Origin of the sequence: Sphingopyxis sp. DBS4 (assembly GCF_024628865.1) — a bacterium.
Taxonomy (GTDB): domain Bacteria; phylum Pseudomonadota; class Alphaproteobacteria; order Sphingomonadales; family Sphingomonadaceae; genus Sphingopyxis.
Genome location: NZ_CP102384.1, coordinates 3,754,847 through 3,774,633 on the forward strand (window position 1 = coordinate 3,754,847; position 19,787 = coordinate 3,774,633).

23 protein-coding genes are annotated in these 19,787 nt (G+C 65.7%); 16 read left to right on the forward strand and 7 right to left on the reverse strand.

The window, feature by feature from the left end; all coding sequences use genetic code 11:
- Positions 1–18 precede the first annotated feature (18 nt).
- From coaE to NP825_RS18095, 4 genes are read right to left on the reverse strand one after another with little or no spacing between them, the layout of a single operon-like run.
- Positions 19–642: a dephospho-CoA kinase gene (gene coaE / locus NP825_RS18080; protein WP_257546221.1), complete on the reverse strand. Its 624-nt coding sequence runs from the start codon at positions 640–642 to the stop codon at positions 19–21.
- Positions 639–1,481, reverse strand: coding sequence for a shikimate dehydrogenase (gene aroE / locus NP825_RS18085; protein WP_257546223.1), 843 nt, complete (start codon positions 1,479–1,481; stop codon positions 639–641). The genes coaE and aroE overlap by 4 nt, the downstream gene beginning before the upstream one ends.
- Positions 1,448–2,047, reverse strand: a complete 600-nt coding sequence (locus tag NP825_RS18090; protein ID WP_257546225.1) for a Maf family protein — start codon at positions 2,045–2,047, stop codon at positions 1,448–1,450. The genes aroE and NP825_RS18090 overlap by 34 nt, the downstream gene beginning before the upstream one ends.
- On the reverse strand, positions 2,044–2,856 hold the full coding sequence (locus NP825_RS18095) for a pyruvate, water dikinase regulatory protein (protein WP_257546227.1): 813 nt from the start codon (positions 2,854–2,856) through the stop codon (positions 2,044–2,046). The genes NP825_RS18090 and NP825_RS18095 overlap by 4 nt, the downstream gene beginning before the upstream one ends.
- A gap of 348 nt (positions 2,857–3,204) precedes the next feature.
- Between NP825_RS18095 and hemE the strand changes: the two genes are divergently transcribed.
- The 8 genes from hemE (at position 3,205) to NP825_RS18135 (ending at position 8,729) form a co-directional block, all read left to right on the forward strand.
- Entirely contained in the window at positions 3,205–4,230 is a 1,026-nt protein-coding gene (gene hemE, locus NP825_RS18100; RefSeq protein WP_257546230.1) for a uroporphyrinogen decarboxylase, read from the forward strand.
- 9 nt (positions 4,231–4,239) lie between these two features.
- Positions 4,240–4,683 (forward strand): CopD family protein, encoded by a 444-nt coding sequence (locus NP825_RS18105; RefSeq protein ID WP_257546233.1) that lies wholly within the window; start codon positions 4,240–4,242, stop codon positions 4,681–4,683.
- A 195-nt stretch (positions 4,684–4,878) separates the two neighbouring features.
- The gene (gene rho, locus NP825_RS18110; protein ID WP_257546235.1) at positions 4,879–6,135 is read left to right on the forward strand and encodes a transcription termination factor Rho; all 1,257 of its coding nucleotides are present in this window, start codon (positions 4,879–4,881) and stop codon (positions 6,133–6,135) included.
- A gap of 10 nt (positions 6,136–6,145) precedes the next feature.
- Positions 6,146–6,439 (forward strand): antibiotic biosynthesis monooxygenase, encoded by a 294-nt coding sequence (locus NP825_RS18115; protein WP_257546237.1) that lies wholly within the window; start codon positions 6,146–6,148, stop codon positions 6,437–6,439.
- Positions 6,439–7,092: a YjbE family putative metal transport protein gene (locus tag NP825_RS18120; RefSeq protein WP_257546239.1), complete on the forward strand. Its 654-nt coding sequence runs from the start codon at positions 6,439–6,441 to the stop codon at positions 7,090–7,092. The genes NP825_RS18115 and NP825_RS18120 overlap by 1 nt, the downstream gene beginning before the upstream one ends.
- A gap of 1 nt (position 7,093) precedes the next feature.
- Positions 7,094–7,813, forward strand: a complete 720-nt coding sequence (locus NP825_RS18125; RefSeq protein ID WP_257546241.1) for a YjbE family putative metal transport protein — start codon at positions 7,094–7,096, stop codon at positions 7,811–7,813.
- Positions 7,814–7,861: 48 nt separating this feature from the next.
- Positions 7,862–8,296: a hypothetical protein gene (locus NP825_RS18130; RefSeq protein ID WP_257546244.1), complete on the forward strand. Its 435-nt coding sequence runs from the start codon at positions 7,862–7,864 to the stop codon at positions 8,294–8,296.
- Between the two features lie 31 nt (positions 8,297–8,327).
- Complete coding sequence (locus NP825_RS18135) at positions 8,328–8,729, forward strand: DUF1489 domain-containing protein (RefSeq protein WP_257546246.1); 402 nt, start codon at positions 8,328–8,330, stop codon at positions 8,727–8,729.
- Here the strand turns inward: NP825_RS18135 and NP825_RS18140 are convergent.
- From NP825_RS18140 to NP825_RS18150, 3 genes are read right to left on the reverse strand one after another with little or no spacing between them, the layout of a single operon-like run.
- A complete protein-coding gene (locus tag NP825_RS18140; RefSeq protein WP_257546248.1) occupies positions 8,726–10,303 on the reverse strand; it encodes an FMN-binding glutamate synthase family protein in 1,578 nt (525 codons plus the stop codon). The genes NP825_RS18135 and NP825_RS18140 overlap by 4 nt on opposite strands.
- Before the next feature lie 13 nt (positions 10,304–10,316).
- Positions 10,317–10,715: a nuclear transport factor 2 family protein gene (locus tag NP825_RS18145; protein ID WP_257546250.1), complete on the reverse strand. Its 399-nt coding sequence runs from the start codon at positions 10,713–10,715 to the stop codon at positions 10,317–10,319.
- The gene (locus NP825_RS18150) at positions 10,712–11,419 is read right to left on the reverse strand and encodes a dienelactone hydrolase family protein (protein ID WP_257546252.1); all 708 of its coding nucleotides are present in this window, start codon (positions 11,417–11,419) and stop codon (positions 10,712–10,714) included. Before NP825_RS18150 ends, NP825_RS18145 begins: the two co-directional genes overlap by 4 nt.
- Positions 11,420–11,514: 95 nt before the next feature.
- Here NP825_RS18150 and NP825_RS18155 point away from each other — a divergent pair, with 95 nt between their 5' ends.
- The 8 genes from NP825_RS18155 to NP825_RS18190 all read left to right on the forward strand — a co-directional run bounded on the left by NP825_RS18155 (position 11,515) and on the right by NP825_RS18190 (position 19,786).
- Positions 11,515–11,811 (forward strand): DUF6489 family protein, encoded by a 297-nt coding sequence (locus NP825_RS18155; protein ID WP_257546254.1) that lies wholly within the window; start codon positions 11,515–11,517, stop codon positions 11,809–11,811.
- 23 nt (positions 11,812–11,834) lie between these two features.
- Positions 11,835–13,139, forward strand: a complete 1,305-nt coding sequence (mnmE, locus tag NP825_RS18160) for a tRNA uridine-5-carboxymethylaminomethyl(34) synthesis GTPase MnmE (RefSeq protein ID WP_257551529.1) — start codon at positions 11,835–11,837, stop codon at positions 13,137–13,139.
- A gap of 284 nt (positions 13,140–13,423) precedes the next feature.
- Positions 13,424–15,295: a tRNA uridine-5-carboxymethylaminomethyl(34) synthesis enzyme MnmG gene (gene mnmG, locus NP825_RS18165; RefSeq protein ID WP_257546256.1), complete on the forward strand. Its 1,872-nt coding sequence runs from the start codon at positions 13,424–13,426 to the stop codon at positions 15,293–15,295.
- A 67-nt stretch (positions 15,296–15,362) separates the two neighbouring features.
- Positions 15,363–16,247, forward strand: coding sequence for a 16S rRNA (guanine(527)-N(7))-methyltransferase RsmG (gene rsmG, locus NP825_RS18170; protein ID WP_306997570.1), 885 nt, complete (start codon positions 15,363–15,365; stop codon positions 16,245–16,247).
- Positions 16,247–17,029, forward strand: coding sequence for a ParA family protein (locus NP825_RS18175; RefSeq protein ID WP_306997573.1), 783 nt, complete (start codon positions 16,247–16,249; stop codon positions 17,027–17,029). Before rsmG ends, NP825_RS18175 begins: the two co-directional genes overlap by 1 nt.
- A complete protein-coding gene (locus NP825_RS18180) occupies positions 17,030–17,986 on the forward strand; it encodes a ParB/RepB/Spo0J family partition protein (RefSeq protein WP_257546260.1) in 957 nt (318 codons plus the stop codon). It abuts the gene before it with no gap.
- Between the two features lie 268 nt (positions 17,987–18,254).
- Positions 18,255–18,749, forward strand: coding sequence for a DUF4402 domain-containing protein (locus NP825_RS18185; protein ID WP_257546262.1), 495 nt, complete (start codon positions 18,255–18,257; stop codon positions 18,747–18,749).
- 206 nt (positions 18,750–18,955) lie between these two features.
- Entirely contained in the window at positions 18,956–19,786 is an 831-nt protein-coding gene (locus NP825_RS18190; RefSeq protein WP_257546264.1) for a molecular chaperone, read from the forward strand.
- Position 19,787 lies beyond the last annotated feature (1 nt).

Below are 19,787 nucleotides of genomic sequence, written 5' to 3' on the forward strand. Positions count from 1 at the left end.
TTCGAATCAATATTGCCCCTATCGGGCGCGGAAACAAGAGGCGATGGCGCGGATTTGACGGTGCGTCTCGCTTTTGGGGCGGCCCGTTTCGATCACGAAATCGGCGCGCGCGCGCTTGACGCGGTCGGGCACCTGAAGGCGCCGGATCGCCTTCAGCTTGGCGGCGGTCATTCCGGGGCGGCGCATCACGCGCTTTCGCTGCATCCACGCCGGCGCGGAGACGACGGCGATCGCGCCGACGCGGCGCCAGCCGCCCTTTTCGAAGAGCAGCGGAATGTCGAGAACGATCAGGTCGCGGGCGCGGTGGCGCGCGAGAAAACGTTTCTGCGCCTTGCCGACCGCCGGATGAATGATCGCCTCGAGCGCGGCGAGTTCGTGGGTGTTGCCGAGCACCCGCGCGCCGAGTTTCTGCCGGTCGACGCCGGCCGGCCCGGTGGTGCCGGGAAAGCGCGCCTCGATCGCGGCGACCAGGGCGCCGCCGGGCCCTTGCAGCCGATGCACTTCGGCATCGGCGTCGAAGACGGGGATGCCTTCGCGCTCGAACATCGTCGCCGCCGTCGACTTGCCCATGCCGATCGAGCCGGTGAGGCCGAGGATGAACGGACGGCGGAGCCGCGAGGCGGGGCGCGGGTGATGCGTCATGCGGTCAGCAGCGCGCGCAATTCCTCGTCACGGCCCTCGGGGGGCGGCGCACCGAAGAACAGTTCGAAGGCGAGCGCGGCCTGACCGATCAGCATGTCGAGCCCATCGACGGTGTCGAGCCCGCGCGCCGCGGCGGCCTTCAAGAGGCCGGTCTGGAGCGGCGCGTAAACGAGGTCGTAGACGATGGCGTCGTCGGGAAGCGGCGCCAGGTCGAGGTCGAGCGGCGGCTGGCCGGTCATGCCGAGGCTGCTCGCATTGACGAGCAATGCGGCCGGCGGGAGCGATGCATCGAGCGGGGCGACATCGCCCTTCAGCCCGAAGGTCGCGAGCAGTCCCATCGCTTTCAGCGGCGAGCGGTTCAGGATCGTCACGGGGCCCACACCCGCGCGGGCGAGCGCGAACAGGACCGCCCGGGCGGCACCGCCCGCCCCGACGACCACGACCGGCGCGCCTTGAAGGTCGAGCTCGGCGAGCGGCGCATAAAAGCCCGCAGCGTCGGTATTGGTGCCGATCAGCGCGCCGTCGGGCTGACGCACGATCGTGTTCATCGCGCCGATGGTGCCGCGGATATTGCCCGGATCATCCACGAGATCCATCACCGCGACCTTGTGCGGGATGGTCACGTTGCAGCCGCGCCAGCCGGCGTCGGCGCGGCGCTCGCCGATATAGGCGGCCAGATCGTCGGGCGTCACATGCCGGCGACGGTAATCGCCAGGAAGCCCGAGCGCCTTCAGCCAGAAACCGTGGATCAGCGGTGATTTCGACTGGGCGATCGGATCGCCGATCACTTCGGCATAGGGCGCGCTCATTGCGGTGCGATTCCGGTGGCGCGCAGCCATGCCATCAGCGGCAGCATCGGCATACCGATGATCGTCCAGGGATCGCCCTCGACCCGGTCGAATAGTTGCACGCCCGCCCCCTCTATCTCATAGCAGCCGACGGTCCAGCGGATGCTGTCCCAGTGGCGCGCGACATAGTCGGCGATGAAGGCGTCCGACAAGGGGCGCATCCACAGCTTTGCCTCACCCACCGCGCGCCAGATGGGCGCGCCGTCGCGCGCGGCGACCACGGCGCTGAACAAGCGGTGGCGCGTTCCGGCCATGCGGCGAAGATGATCGGCGGCCTCTGCGGGGTCCGCGGGTTTCGTCAGCATCGACCCGTCACCCAGCGCCAGCGTGGTGTCGGCGCCGATCACGGTGACGCCGGGAAGCCGCGACGAAATCTTGACCGCCTTCGCTTCGGCGAGCGCGTCGGCGATATTGCGCGGCGTCTGCCCCGCCGCGAGCAGCGAAGTGGTCAGCGCCTCCTCGTCGACATGCGCCGCCGTCGTCTCGAAGCTGAGCCCGGCGGCACGGAGCATCGCGGCGCGGCCGCTGCTCTGCGAGGCGAGAAGAAGCTGGGTCATGCCGTGCCGCGATCCTCGACCAGCTTGATCACCGCGGCGGCGGTCTCCTCGATCGAGCGGCGCGTGACGTCGATTACCGGCCAGCCGTTGTCAGCGAACATGCGCCGGGCATAGGCGATCTCGGCCTTGACCCTTTCGTCGTCGACATAGGCGGTTTCGGGCGCCTGATTGAGCGAGAGAAGGCGGTTGCGCCGTACCTGCACCAGCCGGTCGAGCCCGGTGGTCAGTCCAACGACGAGCGGGCGCTTCAGATTGTAGAGCGCGTCGGGCGGCGGCGATTCGGGGACGATCGGGATGTTCGCGGTCTTGTAGCCGCGGTTGGCGAGATAGATGCTCGTCGGGGTTTTCGAGGTGCGCGATACCCCGGCGAGCAATATGTCGGCCTGCTCCCAATTCTCCCAGCCGATGCCGTCGTCGTGCGCGACGGTGAACTGAATCGCCTCGACGCGTGCGAAATAGGCAGCATCGAGCACATGCTGGCGGCCGGGGCGCGCCTTCGCTTCCTGCCCCAGCATTCGCGACAGCGCATCAGTGACCGCGTCGAGCGCGGGGACGAGCGGCAGGTTCAGCGCCTCCGCGCGCCGTTCGAGGCTGGCGCGCAGCTCGCCGTTGACCAGGGTGAACAGGATCATGCCGGGGCTGGCCTGCACCTCGGCGATGATCCGGTCGAGATGCGATTCGGATCGCACCATCGGCCAGAAATGGCGGACGACCTCGACATCGTCGAACTGCGCGATCGCCGCCTTGGCGATATTTTCGAGCGTTTCGCCGGTGGAATCGGATATGAGGTGCAGGTGGAGCCGGTCCATGGCCCATATTTCGCAGCGGCGAAGGAAAAGGCAAGCCGGGCTTTGCTCGCATCGCTCCCCGAACGGCCCTGTGGATAAGCCTCGGCATAACCGCCGGGACAAGATCGGCACACGGGATTCATCCCCGACGTTGCCGATTCCGCTCCATCCCTTGTCCACAAGCGATGGAATTTATCCACAGGCTGTGAATTAGGAGGAAAGCCGCTGGCGACTCCGTGACGTTACCCGTGACGCGCAGAGTCAATATGTTGGCAAAAGCGACGCCCGCGCCTAAAGCCCCGCAATCCGCCGGCCAACAAACCACCACAATCATCTTTAAATATATATGAAGAGAGAAAGAGGGACCGCGTGAAGGCGTCGTCGAAGAGCTTGCTGGCAACGCTGCGCGGGGTGCGGCAGGAGCGGCCCGCACTGTGGCTGATGCGCCAGGCGGGGCGTTATCTCCCCGAATATCGCGCGCTCCGGGAAACCAAGGGGGGCTTCCTCGAACTCTGCTACGACAGCGAGGCAGCGGCCGAGGTCACCTTGCAGCCGATCCGCCGCTTCGGCTTCGACGGCGCGATCCTCTTTTCCGACATTCTCGTCGTCCCGCACGCGCTCGGGCAGCATCTGTGGTTCGAGGCGGGCGAAGGTCCGCGGCTTGCGCCGCCGCTCGTCGATAGCGCGCTCGCAGCGCTTGAGGCGATGCCGCAGCGGCTCGACCCGGTGTATCGCACCGTCGCGCGCGTGGCGGGGGCACTGCCGCCCGAAACGAGCTTCCTCGGCTTTGCCGGCAGTCCGTGGACCGTCGCGACCTATATGGTGGCGGGGCAGGGGTCGAAGGACCAGGCCGCGGCGCGGCGCATGGCGTTCGGCGATCCGGCCGCGTTCGACGCGATCGTCGAGGCGATCGTCGATTTGAGCGTCACCTATCTTTCGGGGCAGATCGAGCAGGGCGTCGAGGCGGTCCAGCTTTTCGACAGCTGGGCGGGCAGCCTCAGCCCCGCGCAGTTCGAGCGCTGGGTCATCGCCCCCAATGCCGAGATCGTGCGCCGGCTGAAGGCGCTTCATCCCGACACGCCGGTCATTGGATTTCCGAAGGGGGCGGGCGGCAAGCTCGCATCCTATGCGAACGAGACCGGCGTCGATGCGATCGGACTCGACGAGACGGTCGATCCCGCCTGGGCCGATGCCGTGCTGCCGCCGCATCTGCCAGTGCAGGGCAATCTCGACCCGCTCGCGCTCGTCGCGGGGGGCGAGGTGCTCGACACCGCGATCGACCGCATCCTTGCGGCTTTCCCCGATCGCCCCCATATCTTCAATCTCGGCCATGGCATCGTGCCCGACACGCCCATAGCCCATGTCGAACATCTGATCCGGCGCGTCCGTGGGTAGGCGGGACTTATGGCAGGTTTTCTGGGGGTAACGATGCTTTGGGTCAAAGCCGCGCATGTGATTTTCGTCATCTTCCTGATGGCGGGGCTGTTCATGATGCCGCGCTTCTTCGTCTATCATCACCAGTGCGCGGTCGGGTCGGACGAGGACAAGAAGTGGACCCTGCGCGAGGATCGCCTCCGCAAGATCATCCTCAACCCGTCGATCATCCTCGTCTGGGTGTTCGGGCTGATGCTCGCCTTCAACGGCGATGTTTGGCGCGAGGGCTGGTTCCACGCCAAATTGCTGCTCGTCATCCTGCTCTCGGGCTATCATGGCTGGCTGATCGGCTATTTCAAGAAACTGCGCCGCGGCGAGCGCCCGCTGACCGAGAAAAAACTGCGCCTCCTCAACGAGGTGCCGGGGATCGCCGCGGCGATCATCGTCATACTGGTGGTCGTGCGACCGTTCTGAGCCGCCGCCCCGACGCAGCCGCGATTGACTTGCGCAAAAGCGGGTTATAGGGGCCGATCAATCCCGCTTTCCACGCGGACGGTGCTTCCCGCGCCGAAGCTATCGCAAACGGCCGTCCCCCGGCCGGATAGGCATCCCTGCGGATGCACTGAAAACAAAGATTATTTCTCCTGAATCTCATCCTGGAATCCATCCATGCATCTTAAAGAACTCAAGACCAAATCGCCCGCCCAGCTCGTCGAAATGGCCGAGGAACTGGGCGTCGAGGGCGCCTCGACGCTGCGCAAGCAGGATCTGATGTTCTCGATCCTCAAGGAACTCGCCGAAGAGGGTGAGGAAATCATCGGATCGGGGACGATCGAAGTCCTGCCCGACAGCTTCGGCTTCCTCCGTTCCTCCGACGCCAATTATCTCGCCGGGCCCGACGACATCTATGTCTCGCCGAACCAGGTTCGCAAATATGGCCTGCGCACCGGCGACACCGTCGAGGGCGAGATTCGTGCGCCGCGCGACGGCGAACGCTATTTCGCGCTGACCAGGCTGATCAGCGTCAATTTCGACGATCCCGAGGCGGTGCGCCACCGCGTCAATTTCGACAACCTCACCCCGCTCTATCCGAACCAGAAATTGTCGCTCGACACGGTCGATCCGACCGTGAAGGACAAGTCGGCGCGGGTCATCGACCTCGTCAGTCCGCAGGGCAAGGGCCAGCGCGCGCTGATCGTCGCGCCGCCGCGCACCGGCAAGACCGTGCTGCTGCAGAATATCGCCAAGGCGATCACCGACAATCATCCCGAGGTCTATCTGATCGTCCTCCTCGTCGATGAACGGCCCGAGGAAGTCACCGACATGCAGCGCAGCGTGAAGGGCGAGGTCGTCTCCTCGACCTTCGACGAGCCCGCGACGCGCCACGTCCAGGTCGCCGAAATGGTGATCGAAAAGGCGAAGCGCCTCGTCGAGCACAAGAAGGATGTCGTCATCCTGCTCGACTCGATCACGCGTCTCGGCCGCGCCTACAACACCGTCGTGCCGTCGTCGGGCAAGGTGCTGACCGGCGGCGTCGATGCCAACGCGCTCCAGCGCCCGAAGCGTTTCTTCGGCGCCGCGCGCAACATTGAGGAAGGCGGCTCGCTCTCGATCATCGCGACCGCGCTGATCGATACCGGCAGCCGCATGGACGAAGTGATCTTCGAAGAATTCAAGGGCACGGGTAACAGCGAAATCGTCCTCGACCGCAAGGTTGCCGACAAGCGCATCTTCCCGTCGCTCGACGTGGGCAAGTCCGGCACCCGCAAGGAAGAATTGCTCGTCGAGAAGGGCAAGCTTTCGAAGATGTGGGTGCTCCGCCGCATCCTCATGCAGATGGGGACCGTCGATGCGATGGAATTCCTGCTCGACAAGATCAAGGACAGCAAGACGAACGAAGATTTCTTCGATTCGATGAACCAGTAAGTCCGCGCGCGTGGCGGTGGTCGAACTTGCCTTGCTGCCGGTTCGACCGGGGTTCGAAGCTGCATTCGAGGCGGCCGTCGCCGAGGCGCGGCCGCTGATAGAGGCTTCGCCGGGTTTCCTCGGGCTCGAAATCCGTCCGCCGCTCGACGCCGGCCAACCCTATCTGCTGGTCGCGCACTGGCGCGCGGTCGCGGATCATCGCGAGGGGTTCCGGCGTTCGGACAGGTACGAGCGATGGCGCGCGCTGCTGCATCCCTTTTATGATCCGGTTCCCGCGGTCAGCTATTATGGAGAGCCGCTCTGATGGATTTTTCGGCGATCTTCACCGTCTCGGGGCTCGTGCTGCTCGGGCAGATCATCATCGGCGACCTCACCATGGCAGGCGACAACGTGCTGATCATGGGGACGATCGCCGGACGGCTTCCCGAACGCGAACGCAAGCGGGTGCTGATGCTCGGCGTCGGCATGGCGCTCGTTTTCCTGGTCACTTTCGCGACGATCGCGACGCAGCTTCTCAAGATCACCGGCCTCGTGTTCGCGGGCGGGCTGCTGCTGCTCTGGGTCGCCTATAATATGTATCGCGAGATACGGCCCGCGCCCGCCGCCGGTCCGGTCGACGATCCCGAAACCCCGGAAATAGAGGGCGAACCGGCGAAGCAGACCTTTTTCAAGGCGGCGGTTTCGATTGCGATCGCCGACCTGTCGATGAGCATCGACAACGTCCTGCTCGTCGCGTCGATCGCGCGGGAAAATCCGGCCTTGCTGTTCGTCGGCATGACCTTCACGGTGATCGTCATGGGGCTGGCCGCCAATTATGTCGCCAAGCTGCTGCAGCGTTATCACTGGATCGCCTGGGTCGGGCTGGTCGTGATCCTCTATGTGGCGCTGAAGATGATTTACGACGGCTGGGTCGATCCGGTGATCGGACTTGGCCATTTGTTCGGATGGGTGCGCTGAAATGATCGTGGAATTGATGAATTTTGCTGCGGGTGCGGCGCCTTCGGCGGGAATATGGGACGCGATCGTCCATGATTTCTCGAACATCACCGAACCCGCGGCCTTTGCGGCCTTCATCCAGGTGCTGCTGATCGATCTTGTGCTCGCGGGCGACAATGCGATCGTCGTCGGAGCGCTCGCTGCGGGCCTGCCCGCCGATCAGCGCCGCAAGGTGATCCTGATCGGCGTCGGTGCTGCGCTTGTCCTGCGCATCGGCTTCGCGCTCGTCGTTCAGCAGTTGCTCGGCATCGTCGGGCTGGTGCTCGCGGGCGGGCTGCTGCTGCTCTGGGTCGCGTGGCGCATGTGGCGCGACCTGCGCGGCGGGCACGGCGAATCGGCGGGCTCGCCCGAGGTCGAGGGCGACGAGGATTCAGGTCTGAAGCCCGCCAAGAGCTTTGTCGCCGCAGCGTGGGGCGTCGCGGTCGCCGACGTCTCGATGAGTCTCGACAATGTCCTCGCGGTCGCCGGCGCGGCGCGCGAGCATCCGGGCATCCTGATCGTCGGGCTGATCTTCGCGGTCGCGATGATGGGCGTCGCGGCGAATATCATCGCCAAATATATCGAGCGCTATCGCTGGATCGCCTGGGTCGGCCTCGCGGTGATCGTCTATGTGGCGGGCAAGATGATCTGGGAGGGTTGGCACGACGTCCATCCGCATTTCATGAGCTTTATCGGCGGCTGATCGGGCGCTGTGCTGGACAGCGTCTCTATCGCGCCGCATGACGGCTCCATGGCAGATGATGCGATGGTACCGATTGCCCGGATATTGGCGCGAGGCGAGGCGCTGACCGTCGCAGCGATGCTCGATGCCGCCGGGATCATCGTTCATGTCGGCGGTGAATATTATACGAGCGTTTCGCCCGACATCATTGCGATCGGCGGTTTCCGGCTGACCGTGCCGGCATGGCAATATGAGGATGCCTCAGAGATCCTTGCCGAGATGCTGGCGGTTCCCGAGAGCCAGCCCGGCGGCCATATGCGGCGCGCGGTCGGACGCCTGGCGCTGGCGACTATGGGGTCGGTCGCCGTCGTTCTTACCCCTTGTGCCGCGCTCTTCGGGATGAAGGCCTTGATCGCCGTCCTCATCTCACCGGCGATGCTGCTCCAGCTTCCGGTCAATCCGCTGGGCCGGGGCGATTATTATCTGAGCCCCCGGACCGGTTGAACTCTCGACCCAGAGACCCGATCTGATGGTCATGTCCCAGCTCCACATGACCCGCGTCGCCGTGGGATGCCCCGACTATCCCTCGCTCGCCGCGCGGATTTCCGCGCGCAGCGAGACAGGGGAGGTTCGCTTCACGACGCGGTTCAAGCCGAAGCGCGCCGACGAGCTGATCGGCGGCAAGCTGCATTTCATCGTCCGCCATACGCTCGTCGGCCGGGTCGAGATATTGCGCTTCGACGATCGCGACGACGGGCGGATCGACATCGTCTGCAAAGGGCTGCTCGAACGCATCCACCCGCAGCCGAAGCGCGCGCATCAGGGCTGGCGCTATCTGACCGACGCCGATGCCCCGAAGGGGATCGATGACGACGACGGGATCGCCGACCTGCCGCCCGAACTCTATCGTGAGCTGGCCGAATTGAGCTTGATCTAAAGCGCCGCGCGGAAACTGTTCGCGCGCGCCATCGCCCAATAGCGAGCGCTCGACACCGAATCGGGATCGGCGAGCAGCACCCCGCGATCGTAGAATTTATAGATGCGGTCGATCGAATCCGAGCGTGCCGAATTGAGCCGTTCGTGGAGGTGGTGCGGCCGGATCGCCCACGGATTGTCGAGCCCCATCGCGCAGCTCAGGTCCCATAGCGCCGACACCGTCGCGGCCTGGAAACGGCGCACGCGCTCGGCCTTGTCCTCGACCACCAGTCCGCGCTGGCGCCCGGGATCCTGCGTCGCGATGCCGGTCGGGCATTTGTCGGTGTGGCATTTGAGCGATTGGACGCAGCCGAGCGTGAACATGAAGGCGCGCGCGGCGTTCGACCAGTCGGCGCCGAGCGCGCAGTTGGTCGCAAGCCCCGCCCCCGAATGCACCTTGCCCGACGCGGCGAGCTTTATCTCTTCCTTGAGCCCGCAGCCGACGAGCGCGTTGCGCACGAAGATCAGCCCTTCGCGGAGCGGCATCCCGACGCGGTTGGAAAATTCGACCGGCGCCGCGCCGGTCCCGCCCTCGGCGCCGTCGACGACGATGTAATCGAGGCGGATTCCGGTTTCGATCATCGCCTTCATGACGGCATAGATTTCGTGCGGCTGGCCGACGCAGAGCTTGATGCCGACAGGTTTGCCGCCCGAAAGCTCGCGCAGCTTCGCGGCCCATTCGATCATCTCGATCGGGGTCGCGAAGGCCGAATGCGCGGCGGGGGAAATACAATCCTGCCCTTCGGGGACGCCGCGCGTCGCCGCGATCTCGGCGCTGACCTTGGGGCCGGGCAACACCCCGCCATGCCCCGGTTTCGCGCCCTGACTGAGCTTGATCTCGATCATCCTGACCTGCTCGCTCTGTGCGCGGTCGCGAAAGCGCGCGGGGTCGAAGCGGCCGGCCTCGTCGCGGCAGCCGAAATAGCCGCTGCCGAGCTCCCACACGATATCGCCGCCATATTTGGCGTGATAGGGGCTGAAGCCGCCTTCGCCCGTGTCGTGGTAGAAATTGCCGAGCTTGGCGCCGAGGTTGAGCGCCTCGATCGCATTGGCGCCTAGTGAGCCGAAGCTCATCGCCGAGATGTTGAGCAGCGCGGCGTCATAGGGCCGCGAACATTGCGCGCCACCGACCGTCACCCGCTGCGTGCGGTCATGGTCGTGCTTCGGCGCGATGCTGTGGCTCATCCACTCATATTCGTCCGAATAGACGTCGAGTTCGGTGCCGAAAGGATGCGCGTCGAGATCGCCCTTGGCCCGCGCATAGACAAGGTCGCGCTCGGTGCGCGCGAAGGGGCGGCCCTCGAGCGGGCTTTCGACGATATAGGAATAGAGAAAGGGTCGCAGCGCTTCGAACAGCCAGCGGATGCGCGCGATCAGCGGATAGTTGCGGCGCAGGCTGTGCTTGCGCTGCACCGCGTCATAGAGGGCGAGAAGGAGAAGCGGCACCCAGGCCACCAGCGTCCAGCGCGCGGGCGGCCACCAGGCCGCCGCGGCGGCGAGCGCGATCAGGACGGGAAAGGCGATCCAGCGGAGCATCGGCGTATAGGAATCAGCCGGCCTGCGCCGCGAGCATCGCCGCCATCTTTTCCCACACCTTGTTGATCGCCTTGAGCGGTCGGACCATCACTTTGAAATCTTTTATCTTTCCTTCGCGATTCCAGCGGATGATGTCGACGCCGTTGATCTGGATGCCGTCGAGTTCGGTCTGGAACTCCAGCATCGCCTGATCGCCTTCGACGATCTCGCGCAGATAGCGGAAATCGTCGCCGCCGAGCGCATGGCTCGCCGCGTGGAGATAGGCGAAGACCTTGTCGCGCCCTTCCTGCGGTGTGTGTACGACGGGCGAGTGAAACACCGCATCCTTGGCGAGCAGGGCCTTCAGCGCCTCGGGATCGCCGCCACCCGCCATATAGGCGTGCCAGGCGGCGAGACCCTCATGCGCGCTCATGCGAGCTGCTCGGCGAAGAAGGCGCGGGTGCGGCCGTCGGCGAGTTGTGCCGCTTCCTCGTTGCGCCGATTGCCATGGGTTGCGGCGAACCCATGGTCGAGCCCGTCATAGTCGTAGAGCGTGACCTTCGGGTTCGGGTCGAGGCCTTCGTGCATCTTCGCCTGCGCTTCGGGGCTGACGAAATGATCGCTCGTCGGGATATGGAGCACGAGCGGATGCGCAATCGCATGGCTTTCACCCAGCATCTGGTCGATCATCACCCCATAATAGCCGACCGATGCGTCGATGTCGGTGCGCGCCGCGGTCATATAGGCGAGCTTGCCGCCGAGGCAGAAGCCGACCGCGCCGACCTTGTTCGCGCCCTGACCGCGGGCCCAACGGATGACAGCCTCGATGTCCTTCACGCCCTTGTCGGCATCGAACTGGCCGAAATAGCCAAGCGCCTCGTTCATTTCGGTCTCGATATCGGGGTCGAGCTCGATGCCGGGGGCAAAGCGCCAGAAGATATCGGGTGCAACCGCCAGATAGCCCTGTGCCGCCCAATCGTCGCATTTCTCGCGAATTCCGGCATTCACGCCGAAGATTTCGGGAATGACGATGATCGCGCGCGACGAATCGGCGTCGGGGCGCGCGACATAGGCGGGAATCGCGCCTTCGCCGTCGAGCGCGGCGATGGTGGTGTTCGTCGGGGAAGGGGCGGACATCGGGGAGCTCTCCTGTCTCTTGCTTCTTGGCGGGGAAAGCGCGAAGCTAGCGGGCCAACGGGCGCGGCTCAAGCGCCGAAGGGGAAGGCCAAGCGATGAAGTTCAATATCGAGATCGATTGCACGCCCGAAGAGGCGCGTCGGCTGTTCGGGCTTCCCGACCTCGAGCCGCTCCACGACATCTATCTGTCGCGGGTCAAGGAACTGATGGCGAAGGGGATCACCCCCGACATGGTGCAGACGATGGTCAAGAGCTGGGTGCCGATGGGCGAAAGCGGGCTGGGACTGGTCCAGTCGCTGCTCGGCCAATTCGGCGGCGGATTGATGGGCGGTGCGTCGAAAGCGTCCGACAAGGGCGACGACGACAAATCCGCCAAGGGACGCAAGAGCTGAACCAAAGCCTTGTAAGCGATACGATTTTTGCGTTGTCGAGCGGGGTGCCGCCGGCGGCGATCGCCGTCGTGCGCATCAGCGGGTCGGCAGCGGGGCCGGCGCTCGAAGCGCTGGCCGGACGATTGCCCACGCCGCGCCGCGCTTCGCTGGCCGAGCTGAGAGATGCTGCGGGGGCGCCGCTCGACCGCGCGCTTCTGCTGTGGTTTCCGGGACCGGCGACCGCGACGGGCGAGGATCTGGCCGAACTGCATCTGCACGGCGGTCGCGCGGTGGTTGCGGCGGTCGAAGCGGCGCTTGGCGCATTGCCGGGACTGCGCCGCGCCGAGCCGGGCGAGTTCACGCGCCGCGCCTTTCTGAGCGGTCGGATCGACCTCGCCGAGGCCGAGGGACTCGCCGATCTGCTCGCGGCCGAGACCGAGAGCCAGCGCGTGCAGGCGCTCGGCATGGCGAGCGGCCACGTCTCGCGCGCGGTTGCCGCCTGGCAGGAGCGGCTGCTCGCGCTGATGGCGGGTGCGGAGGCTGAGCTCAATTTTGCCGATGAAGATGATGTCGACGTATATGACGGAGCCACGCGGCGACTGGTGGACGGAATGGCGGATCTTGCCGCCGAACTCGGCGACTGGTTGCGGCGCCCTGCGGCGGAGGTGATCGCCGAAGGCCTGTCGGTCGTTATCGCGGGGCCACCAAACGCCGGTAAATCGACACTTATCAATGCTTTGGCTCAGCGTGAACTCGCGATCGTGTCGCCGGTCGCGGGCACGACGCGCGACGTAATCGAAACCCCGCTCGCGCTCGACGGGATCGTGATGCGCTTTTCGGATACCGCCGGCATTCGCGCCGAAAGTGCCGATGATGTCGAGGCGATCGGAATCGACCGCGCGAAGGCGGCGGTCGAAGCGGCCGATATCCTGCTCTGGCTCGGACCGCCGGCGCTCGCGCCCGCGCATCCACGCACCATATTGGTCGCAGCGCAGGCCGACCGCTGGCGCGGCGATGCGGCGGATGAGGCTCGGGCGGCGCGTTGCGATCTGATCCTGTCGGCGGCGACGGGGGAGGGGATGGACCGGCTCCACGCCGCTATCGTCGCGATGGCGCGCACCCTGCTGCCGCGTGAGGGCGAAGCAGCGCTGCGCCAGCGCCAGCGCGCCGCGCTTGCCGAGGCGAAGGAGTGGCTTTCGATCGAAGCGGACACGCGCGAGGCCGAGGATATGATCCTGATCGCCGAGCGACTGCGACTTGCGGCGACCGCGCTCGACCGTATCACCGGGCGCGCGGGAGTCGAGGATATGCTCGACGCATTGTTCGGACGCTTCTGCATCGGAAAATGATGTTCCACGTGGAACAAGCTTCATCGCGAGGCTGGGCGAAGCCCCGTTTTTTTCACACAAAGACACAAAGAGGGCGCGACCGTGCGATAGGGCGCGCCCTCTTTGTGTCTTTGTGTGAGATTGTTGGGATTCCGGAAGAAATTATCTCACGCAAAGGCGCGAAGGCGCAAAGATGAGGACCGTGTTCTTCGCGCCTTCGCGCCTTCGCGCCTTTGCGTGAGATAATATTGGGCGCTACGCGCCGATGGATTTGGAGGCGGCTTTGGGTTATGGGCGCCGCGATCATGCAGAATGAAACGAAATCCGATGTTATCGTCGTCGGCGGTGGACATGCCGGGACCGAGGCGGCCGCAGCGGCGGCGCGGCTTGGTGCACGCGTCGCGCTCGTCAGTTTCGATCCCGCGCTGATCGGCACGATGTCGTGCAATCCCGCGATCGGCGGACTCGGCAAGGGTCACTTGATGCGAGAGGTCGATGCGCTCGACGGCTGGATGGCGCGCGCCGCCGATGCCGCGGCGATCCATTACCGGATGCTCAACGCGTCGAAGGGCGCGGCGGTGCAGGGGCCGCGCATTCAGGCCGACCGCAAACTCTATCGCGAAGCGATCCAGACCTTGCTCGCGGCAGAGGAAGGGATTCGCGTCATCGCGGGCGAAGCTGCCGCGCTGATGCTGTCGCCGAACGGCGCACGCATCAAGGGACTCGAGCTTGGCGACGGCACGCGCCTGGCGGCCGAGGCAGTGGTGCTTGCGACGGGAACGTTTCTTGGCGGGCGGCTCTTCCGTGGCGAAGAGCGAATGGAAGGCGGCCGCATCGGCGAGGCCGGTGCCCATCGTCTCGCCGAGCAGCTTCGCGCCGCTGACTTGCCGATGGCGCGGCTCAAGACCGGGACGCCGCCCCGCCTCGACGGGCGGACGATCAATTGGGCGCGGCTTGAGGAGCAGCCGTCGGACAGCGCCGAAGGGGCGAACTGGACCTGTTCCACGTGGAACAGCGCTCGAAGTGTGCCGCAGATATTCTGCGCGATTACGCGCACCAACCCCGCGGCGCACGCGATCATCGCCGCGAATCTCGACCGCTCGCCGCTGTTCACCGGCGCGATCGGCGCCGCCGGGCCGCGCTATTGCCCGTCGATCGAGGACAAAATCCATCGCTTCGCCGACCGCGACGGACATCAGGTGTTTCTGGAGCCCGAAGGACTCGATTCGCCGCTCGTCTATCCCAACGGCGTTTCGACCTCGCTTCCCGCCGATGTCCAGCTCGCGATGCTGCGCACGATGGCAGGGCTGGAAAAGGTCGAGATGACGGTGCCCGGTTATGCGGTCGAATATGACCATATCGATCCGCGTGCGCTCGATCGGGGGCTGCAGGTCCGCGCCATCGGTGGGCTATACTGCGCGGGGCAGATCAACGGCACGACCGGCTATGAGGAGGCCGCCGCGCAGGGGTTGGTCGCGGGCGCCAATGCGGCGCTCGGCGTTCAGGGCCGTGTGCCGATGATCCTAGACCGCTCTGAATCCTATATCGGGGTGATGATCGACGATCTGGTGTTGCAGGGCGTGACCGAGCCCTATCGAATGCTTACTGCGCGTGCGGAGTATCGCCTGCGCCTGCGCGCCGACAATGCTGCGACGCGGCTGACCCCGAAAGGGATCGCGCTGGGGCTCGTGCGGCCCGCGACGGCGGCGCTTTTCGAGGCGCGAATGGCCGAGCGGGCGGAGGCGCAGGCCCTGCTCGCGGCGCCGGTGGCATCGGCGGACTATGCCGCGATCGGCCTCGCGATTCCGGGCGATGGGGTCGCACGGCGGCGTATCGACCTGTTGCGTTTTCCGGACGTCACGCTCGAATCGCTCAAGGCTCTTGCGCCCGAACTCGCTGCGATCGACGCGGCGATCCTGTCGGAACTGGCCGAAGATGCGCATTATGCGCCCTATATTGCGCGGCAGGATGCCGAACTGCGCGCGCTCGCGGCGAACGAGGCGATCGTGCTCGATCCGGCGCTCGATTACGGCGCGATCGGCGGGCTGTCGCGCGAGATGGTCGAGCGGCTCTCGAAGGCCCGGCCCGAGACATTGGGACAGGCGGCGCGGATCGACGGGGTGACCCCGGCGGCGCTGACCGCGATCATGGTGCATGGGCGGCGGCGCGCGGCATAGCCGTTTCCAGGGTTTTGATTGTCTCACACAAAGACACGAAGAGGGACGGTCGGGCTCGCGGCGATTGGTGAAGGCATCGCGCGAAGCGCCCTACTTGATAAAGGCCGGTCAATATCTTCGCGAAGGTGAAAGTCAGAGCGGCATCTTTGTGTCCTTGTGTGAGATATTTTGGAACCGGCTTTTGGGGCTGGGGCATGTCTTTGCGCCTTTGCGTGAATCTATAAAAATGCCACGCAAAGGCGCGAAGAAGAAAGAGAGCTGGCCCGCTTTCGCGGGATTCGATCGGATGAGAGGGATGATGGTGAACGAGGTGTTGTCGAGCGAGGAGCAGGCGCGGGGTTGGATCGGCCACGCCTTGGCCCCGACCGCGCGGCAATGGGATCAGCTCGATCGCTTTGCCGCGATGCTCATCGCGGAGAATGAGCGACAGAATCTGATCGCGGCCTCGACGATCCCGAGTCTGTGGGTGCGCCATATCGCGGACAGCGCGCAATTGCTGGCGCTCGATGCGAAGCGCGATGGGCTCTGGATTGACCTGGGGAGCGGACCGGGATTGCCCGGACTGGTGGTGGCGATTCTGAGCCCGCGGCCGATGCTGCTCATTGAATCGCGGCGGCGGCGGTGTGAGTTTTTGCGCGGGGTCGCGGCCGACCTCGATCTGACGCATGTCGAGGTAGTCGAAGCGCCGCTCGAACGCGTCGAGACGCAGCCGGCGGCAACGATCAGCGCTCGCGCTTTCGCGCCGCTCGATCGGCTGATTGCCTTGTCCACGCGTTTTTCCACCGAATCGACGCGCTGGCTGCTGCCAAAGGGACGAAACGCGGTTAAGGAACTGGCATTGTTGCCGCAGCCATGGCAGAGAATGTTTCACGTGGAACAGAGCCGCACCGATGCGGAGAGCAGGATTTTGGTCGGCGAAGGTCGCATCGGCGCAGAGCAAAGAGGGAAATGATGATCCGCATTGCCGTGGCGAACCAGAAGGGGGGGGTCGGCAAGACGACGACCGCGATCAATCTGGCGACCGCGCTCGCGGCGACCGGGTGGCGGACGCTGATCATCGACCTTGATCCGCAGGGCAACGCCTCGACCGGGCTCGGCATCACGCAGGCGCAGCGCGAATTTTCGAGCTACGATCTGCTGCGTGCCGAGGCGACGGTCGCCGAATGCGCGGTGCCGACCGCGGTGCCGCGGCTCGACATCGTTCCCGCTACCGTTGACCTGTCGGGCGCCGAGATCGAGCTTATCGAGTTCGCCGATCGCCTGCATCGTCTGCAACAGGCGCTGTCGGGCGCCGAAGCGGGGCAGTGGGATATCTGCCTGATCGACTGTCCGCCGTCGCTCGGCATGCTGACGCTCAATGCGCTGATCGCGGCCGAATCCTTGCTCGTGCCGCTCCAATGCGAATTTTTCGCGCTCGAGGGGCTCAGCCAGTTGCTGACGACGGTCGAGCGCGTGCGCGGGCGCTTCAATCCGCAATTGTTCATTCTCGGGGTCGCGCTCACCATGTTCGATCGCCGTAACCGGTTGACCGACCAGGTATCGGACGATGTTCGCGAGGTGCTGGGCCCGGTGGTGTTCGAGACGGTGATCCCGCGCAATGTCCGCCTGTCCGAAGCGCCGAGCCATGGGTTGCCGGCGCTGATCTATGACCATCGCTGCGCCGGGTCGGCGGCCTATATCGCGCTCGCGCGCGAGCTGATCGACCGCCTGCCCGATATTCGCAAGGCCGCTTAAATGTCTGATAATGAAAAGGAAATAGGCGGGCAGGCGCCACGAAAGCGGCCCTCGGGCCTGGGACGCGGGCTGAACGCGCTGTTCGGCGATGCGGCGGTCGAGGCGCCGGTGCTCGCTTCGCCCGGCGCGGCGGCGAAGGCGGCGCCGGTGGCGGGCGACGCGGTCCAGCATGTGGCGGTCGCGTCGATTCGCCCGCTGCCGAACCAGCCGCGCCGCCATTTCGACGAAGCGGCGATCGCCGAGCTCGCCGATTCGATCGGCGCGCGCGGGTTGTTGCAGCCGATCATCATTCGCCACGCCCCGGATGGACATGGCTATCAGCTCGTTGCCGGCGAACGCCGCTGGCGGGCGGCGCAGCGCGCGGGGCTGCATCAGGTTCCCGCGCTCGTTCGCGAGCTTGACGACGCTGCGACCTATGAGATTGCGCTGGTCGAGAATATTCAGCGCCAGGATCTCAATGCGATCGAGGAAGCGGCCGCCTATCGCCGCCTGATCGACGATTTCGGCCACAGCCAGGAAGCGCTGGCGAAGCTGGTCGGCAAGTCGCGCAGCCATGTCGCGAATCTGATGCGTCTGCTCGATCTGCCGCAAGGGGTGCAGGATCTGGTCGGTGACGGCGCGCTGTCGATGGGCCACGCCCGCGCGCTGATCGGCGCCGACGGGGCCGAGGAGATCGCGCGCCGGATCGTCAAGGAGGGCCTGTCGGTCCGCGCGGTCGAGGCGCTGGTGCGCGAAGGCAAGGGCGGAGGCTGCAACAGGGCGCCGCTCGAATATAAGAGCCTCGACGGCGGCCGCGATCCCGACATCGTCGCGGTCGAGCGCCATCTGTCCGAACTGCTGGGGATTGGCGTCGCGATCCACTATGCCGGCGGCGGCAAGGGGGCGCTGACGCTCAAATTCGCGTCGCTCGACCAGCTCGACATGATCTGCCAGCGGCTGAGCGGCGAGGGCATCTGACACCGGCCGATTCGCGCGATCCTTTTTTCGCTGCGCGCTTAATCTGTCCCGCGGCGGGCCGTTAACAGGCCGAAGGCGATCTCCACGATCGACCCAATCATGGCTCAAGGCCTTGTTTTCGCTCGCTTGCTTCGTGCAATGCGGGCTATTCGTATATGCGCTGTTAACCATGCTTGTTGCGCAAAGCCTGAACGGGTGACCCGCTAAAGGGGTCGGCGAATGGGGTGGGATTTCCATTCGATTTTCGACTGTTCAAGGGACCAAATCTATGCGCACCACTGGAATGAAGCGCGCCCTCGTCGGCGCCGCGATTGCTGCTTTTGCGATGAACGCCTCGGCGGCGCACGCCGCGACGGCCACGGCGACGGCCAAGGCCAAGATTCTCGCGCCGCTGACGATCGCCAACAGCACCGACCTCGATTTCGCGACGATCGTCAGCGGCACCGCCGCTTCGACCGTCACGGTTTCGACCGCCGGCGCCGTGAGCTGCGGCAGCGGCCTGACCTGCATCGGCACGACCTCGGCCGCGGGCTTCAACCTCGGCGGCACGACCGGCCAGGCCGTCACCATCAGCGTTCCGTCGACGGTGTCGCTGAGCTCGGGCGCCAACAGCATGACAGCTACGCTGACCTCGTCGGCGACCTCGATGACGCTCGCCGCGTCGGGCAACAGCTTCTCGGTCGGCGGCGCACTCAGCGTCGGCGCCAACCAGGCGGCGGGCAGCTATGTCGGGACGTTCACCGTCACCGCCAACTACCAGTAATCGGGTGGGGGCCGGCGAGCCTTGAGGGCTCGCCAGCCGACAAAAGGGCTTCGGAGCGCCGGTCTCCGGAGCCCTTTTTGTGCGCGCGGCCCCGGTCCGGCCAGCCATCATGGTTAGCGAAATATCAACCATGATGGCGCAACAGGGATGCGACCAACCAAAGGAGCGGCGGCCGCCGCTCCGTAACGATTGTGGGGATCGTGTCTATGTTGCGCTTTATCAAGGGCTTTTGCCTGTTCTCGGCGGCTGCGCTCGGCACCGCTGCGCCGCCCGCTTTGGCTGGGGGCGACCTGCTCGTCGCGCCGACGCGGGTCATTCTCGACGGATCGCGCGGCACCGAAGTGGTGCTCAACAATATCGGCAGCGAACCCGCGACCTATCGCATCAGCCTGGAAATCAAGCGGATGACGGCCGCGGGCGGGCTCGACGAGATCGACGAGACCGATGTGACGCCCGCCGAGCGCGCCGCGCTCGACATGATCGCCTTCAGCCCGCGCCGCGTGACGCTGCCGCCGAACCAGCCGCAGGTGATCCGAGTCGGGGTGCGCCTGCCCGAAGGGCTCGCGCCGGGCGAATATCGCGCCCACATGCTGTTCCGCGCGGTGCCCGACGCGGCGCCCGCGGTCGCGGCCGATTCCGCGAGGCCCGCGCCGGCCGGCGTGTCGATCGCGCTGACACCGATCTATGGCATCACCATCCCGATCATCGTCCGCGTCGGCGACCTCGGCGCGACCGCGACGATCGGCGACGCCCGGGTCGGTGCGACGAAGGATGGGCCGGCGTTCGAGTTCGACCTGGCGCGGAGCGGCGACCGTTCGGTCTATGGCGATATCGAGGTGACGCGGGCGGGGGTCGCGGAACCGCTGCTGCTCGCGCGGGGAATCGCGGTCTATCCCGAGGTCGGCGAACGCAGGGTGTCGCTGCGCGTTCCGCCCGAACTCGCCGCTAAGCTCAAGGGGCCGGTGCATATCCGCTACAGCGAGGATCGCGACATCGGCGGCGGCACGATCGCCGAGGCCGACCGGGTAGTGAAATAGG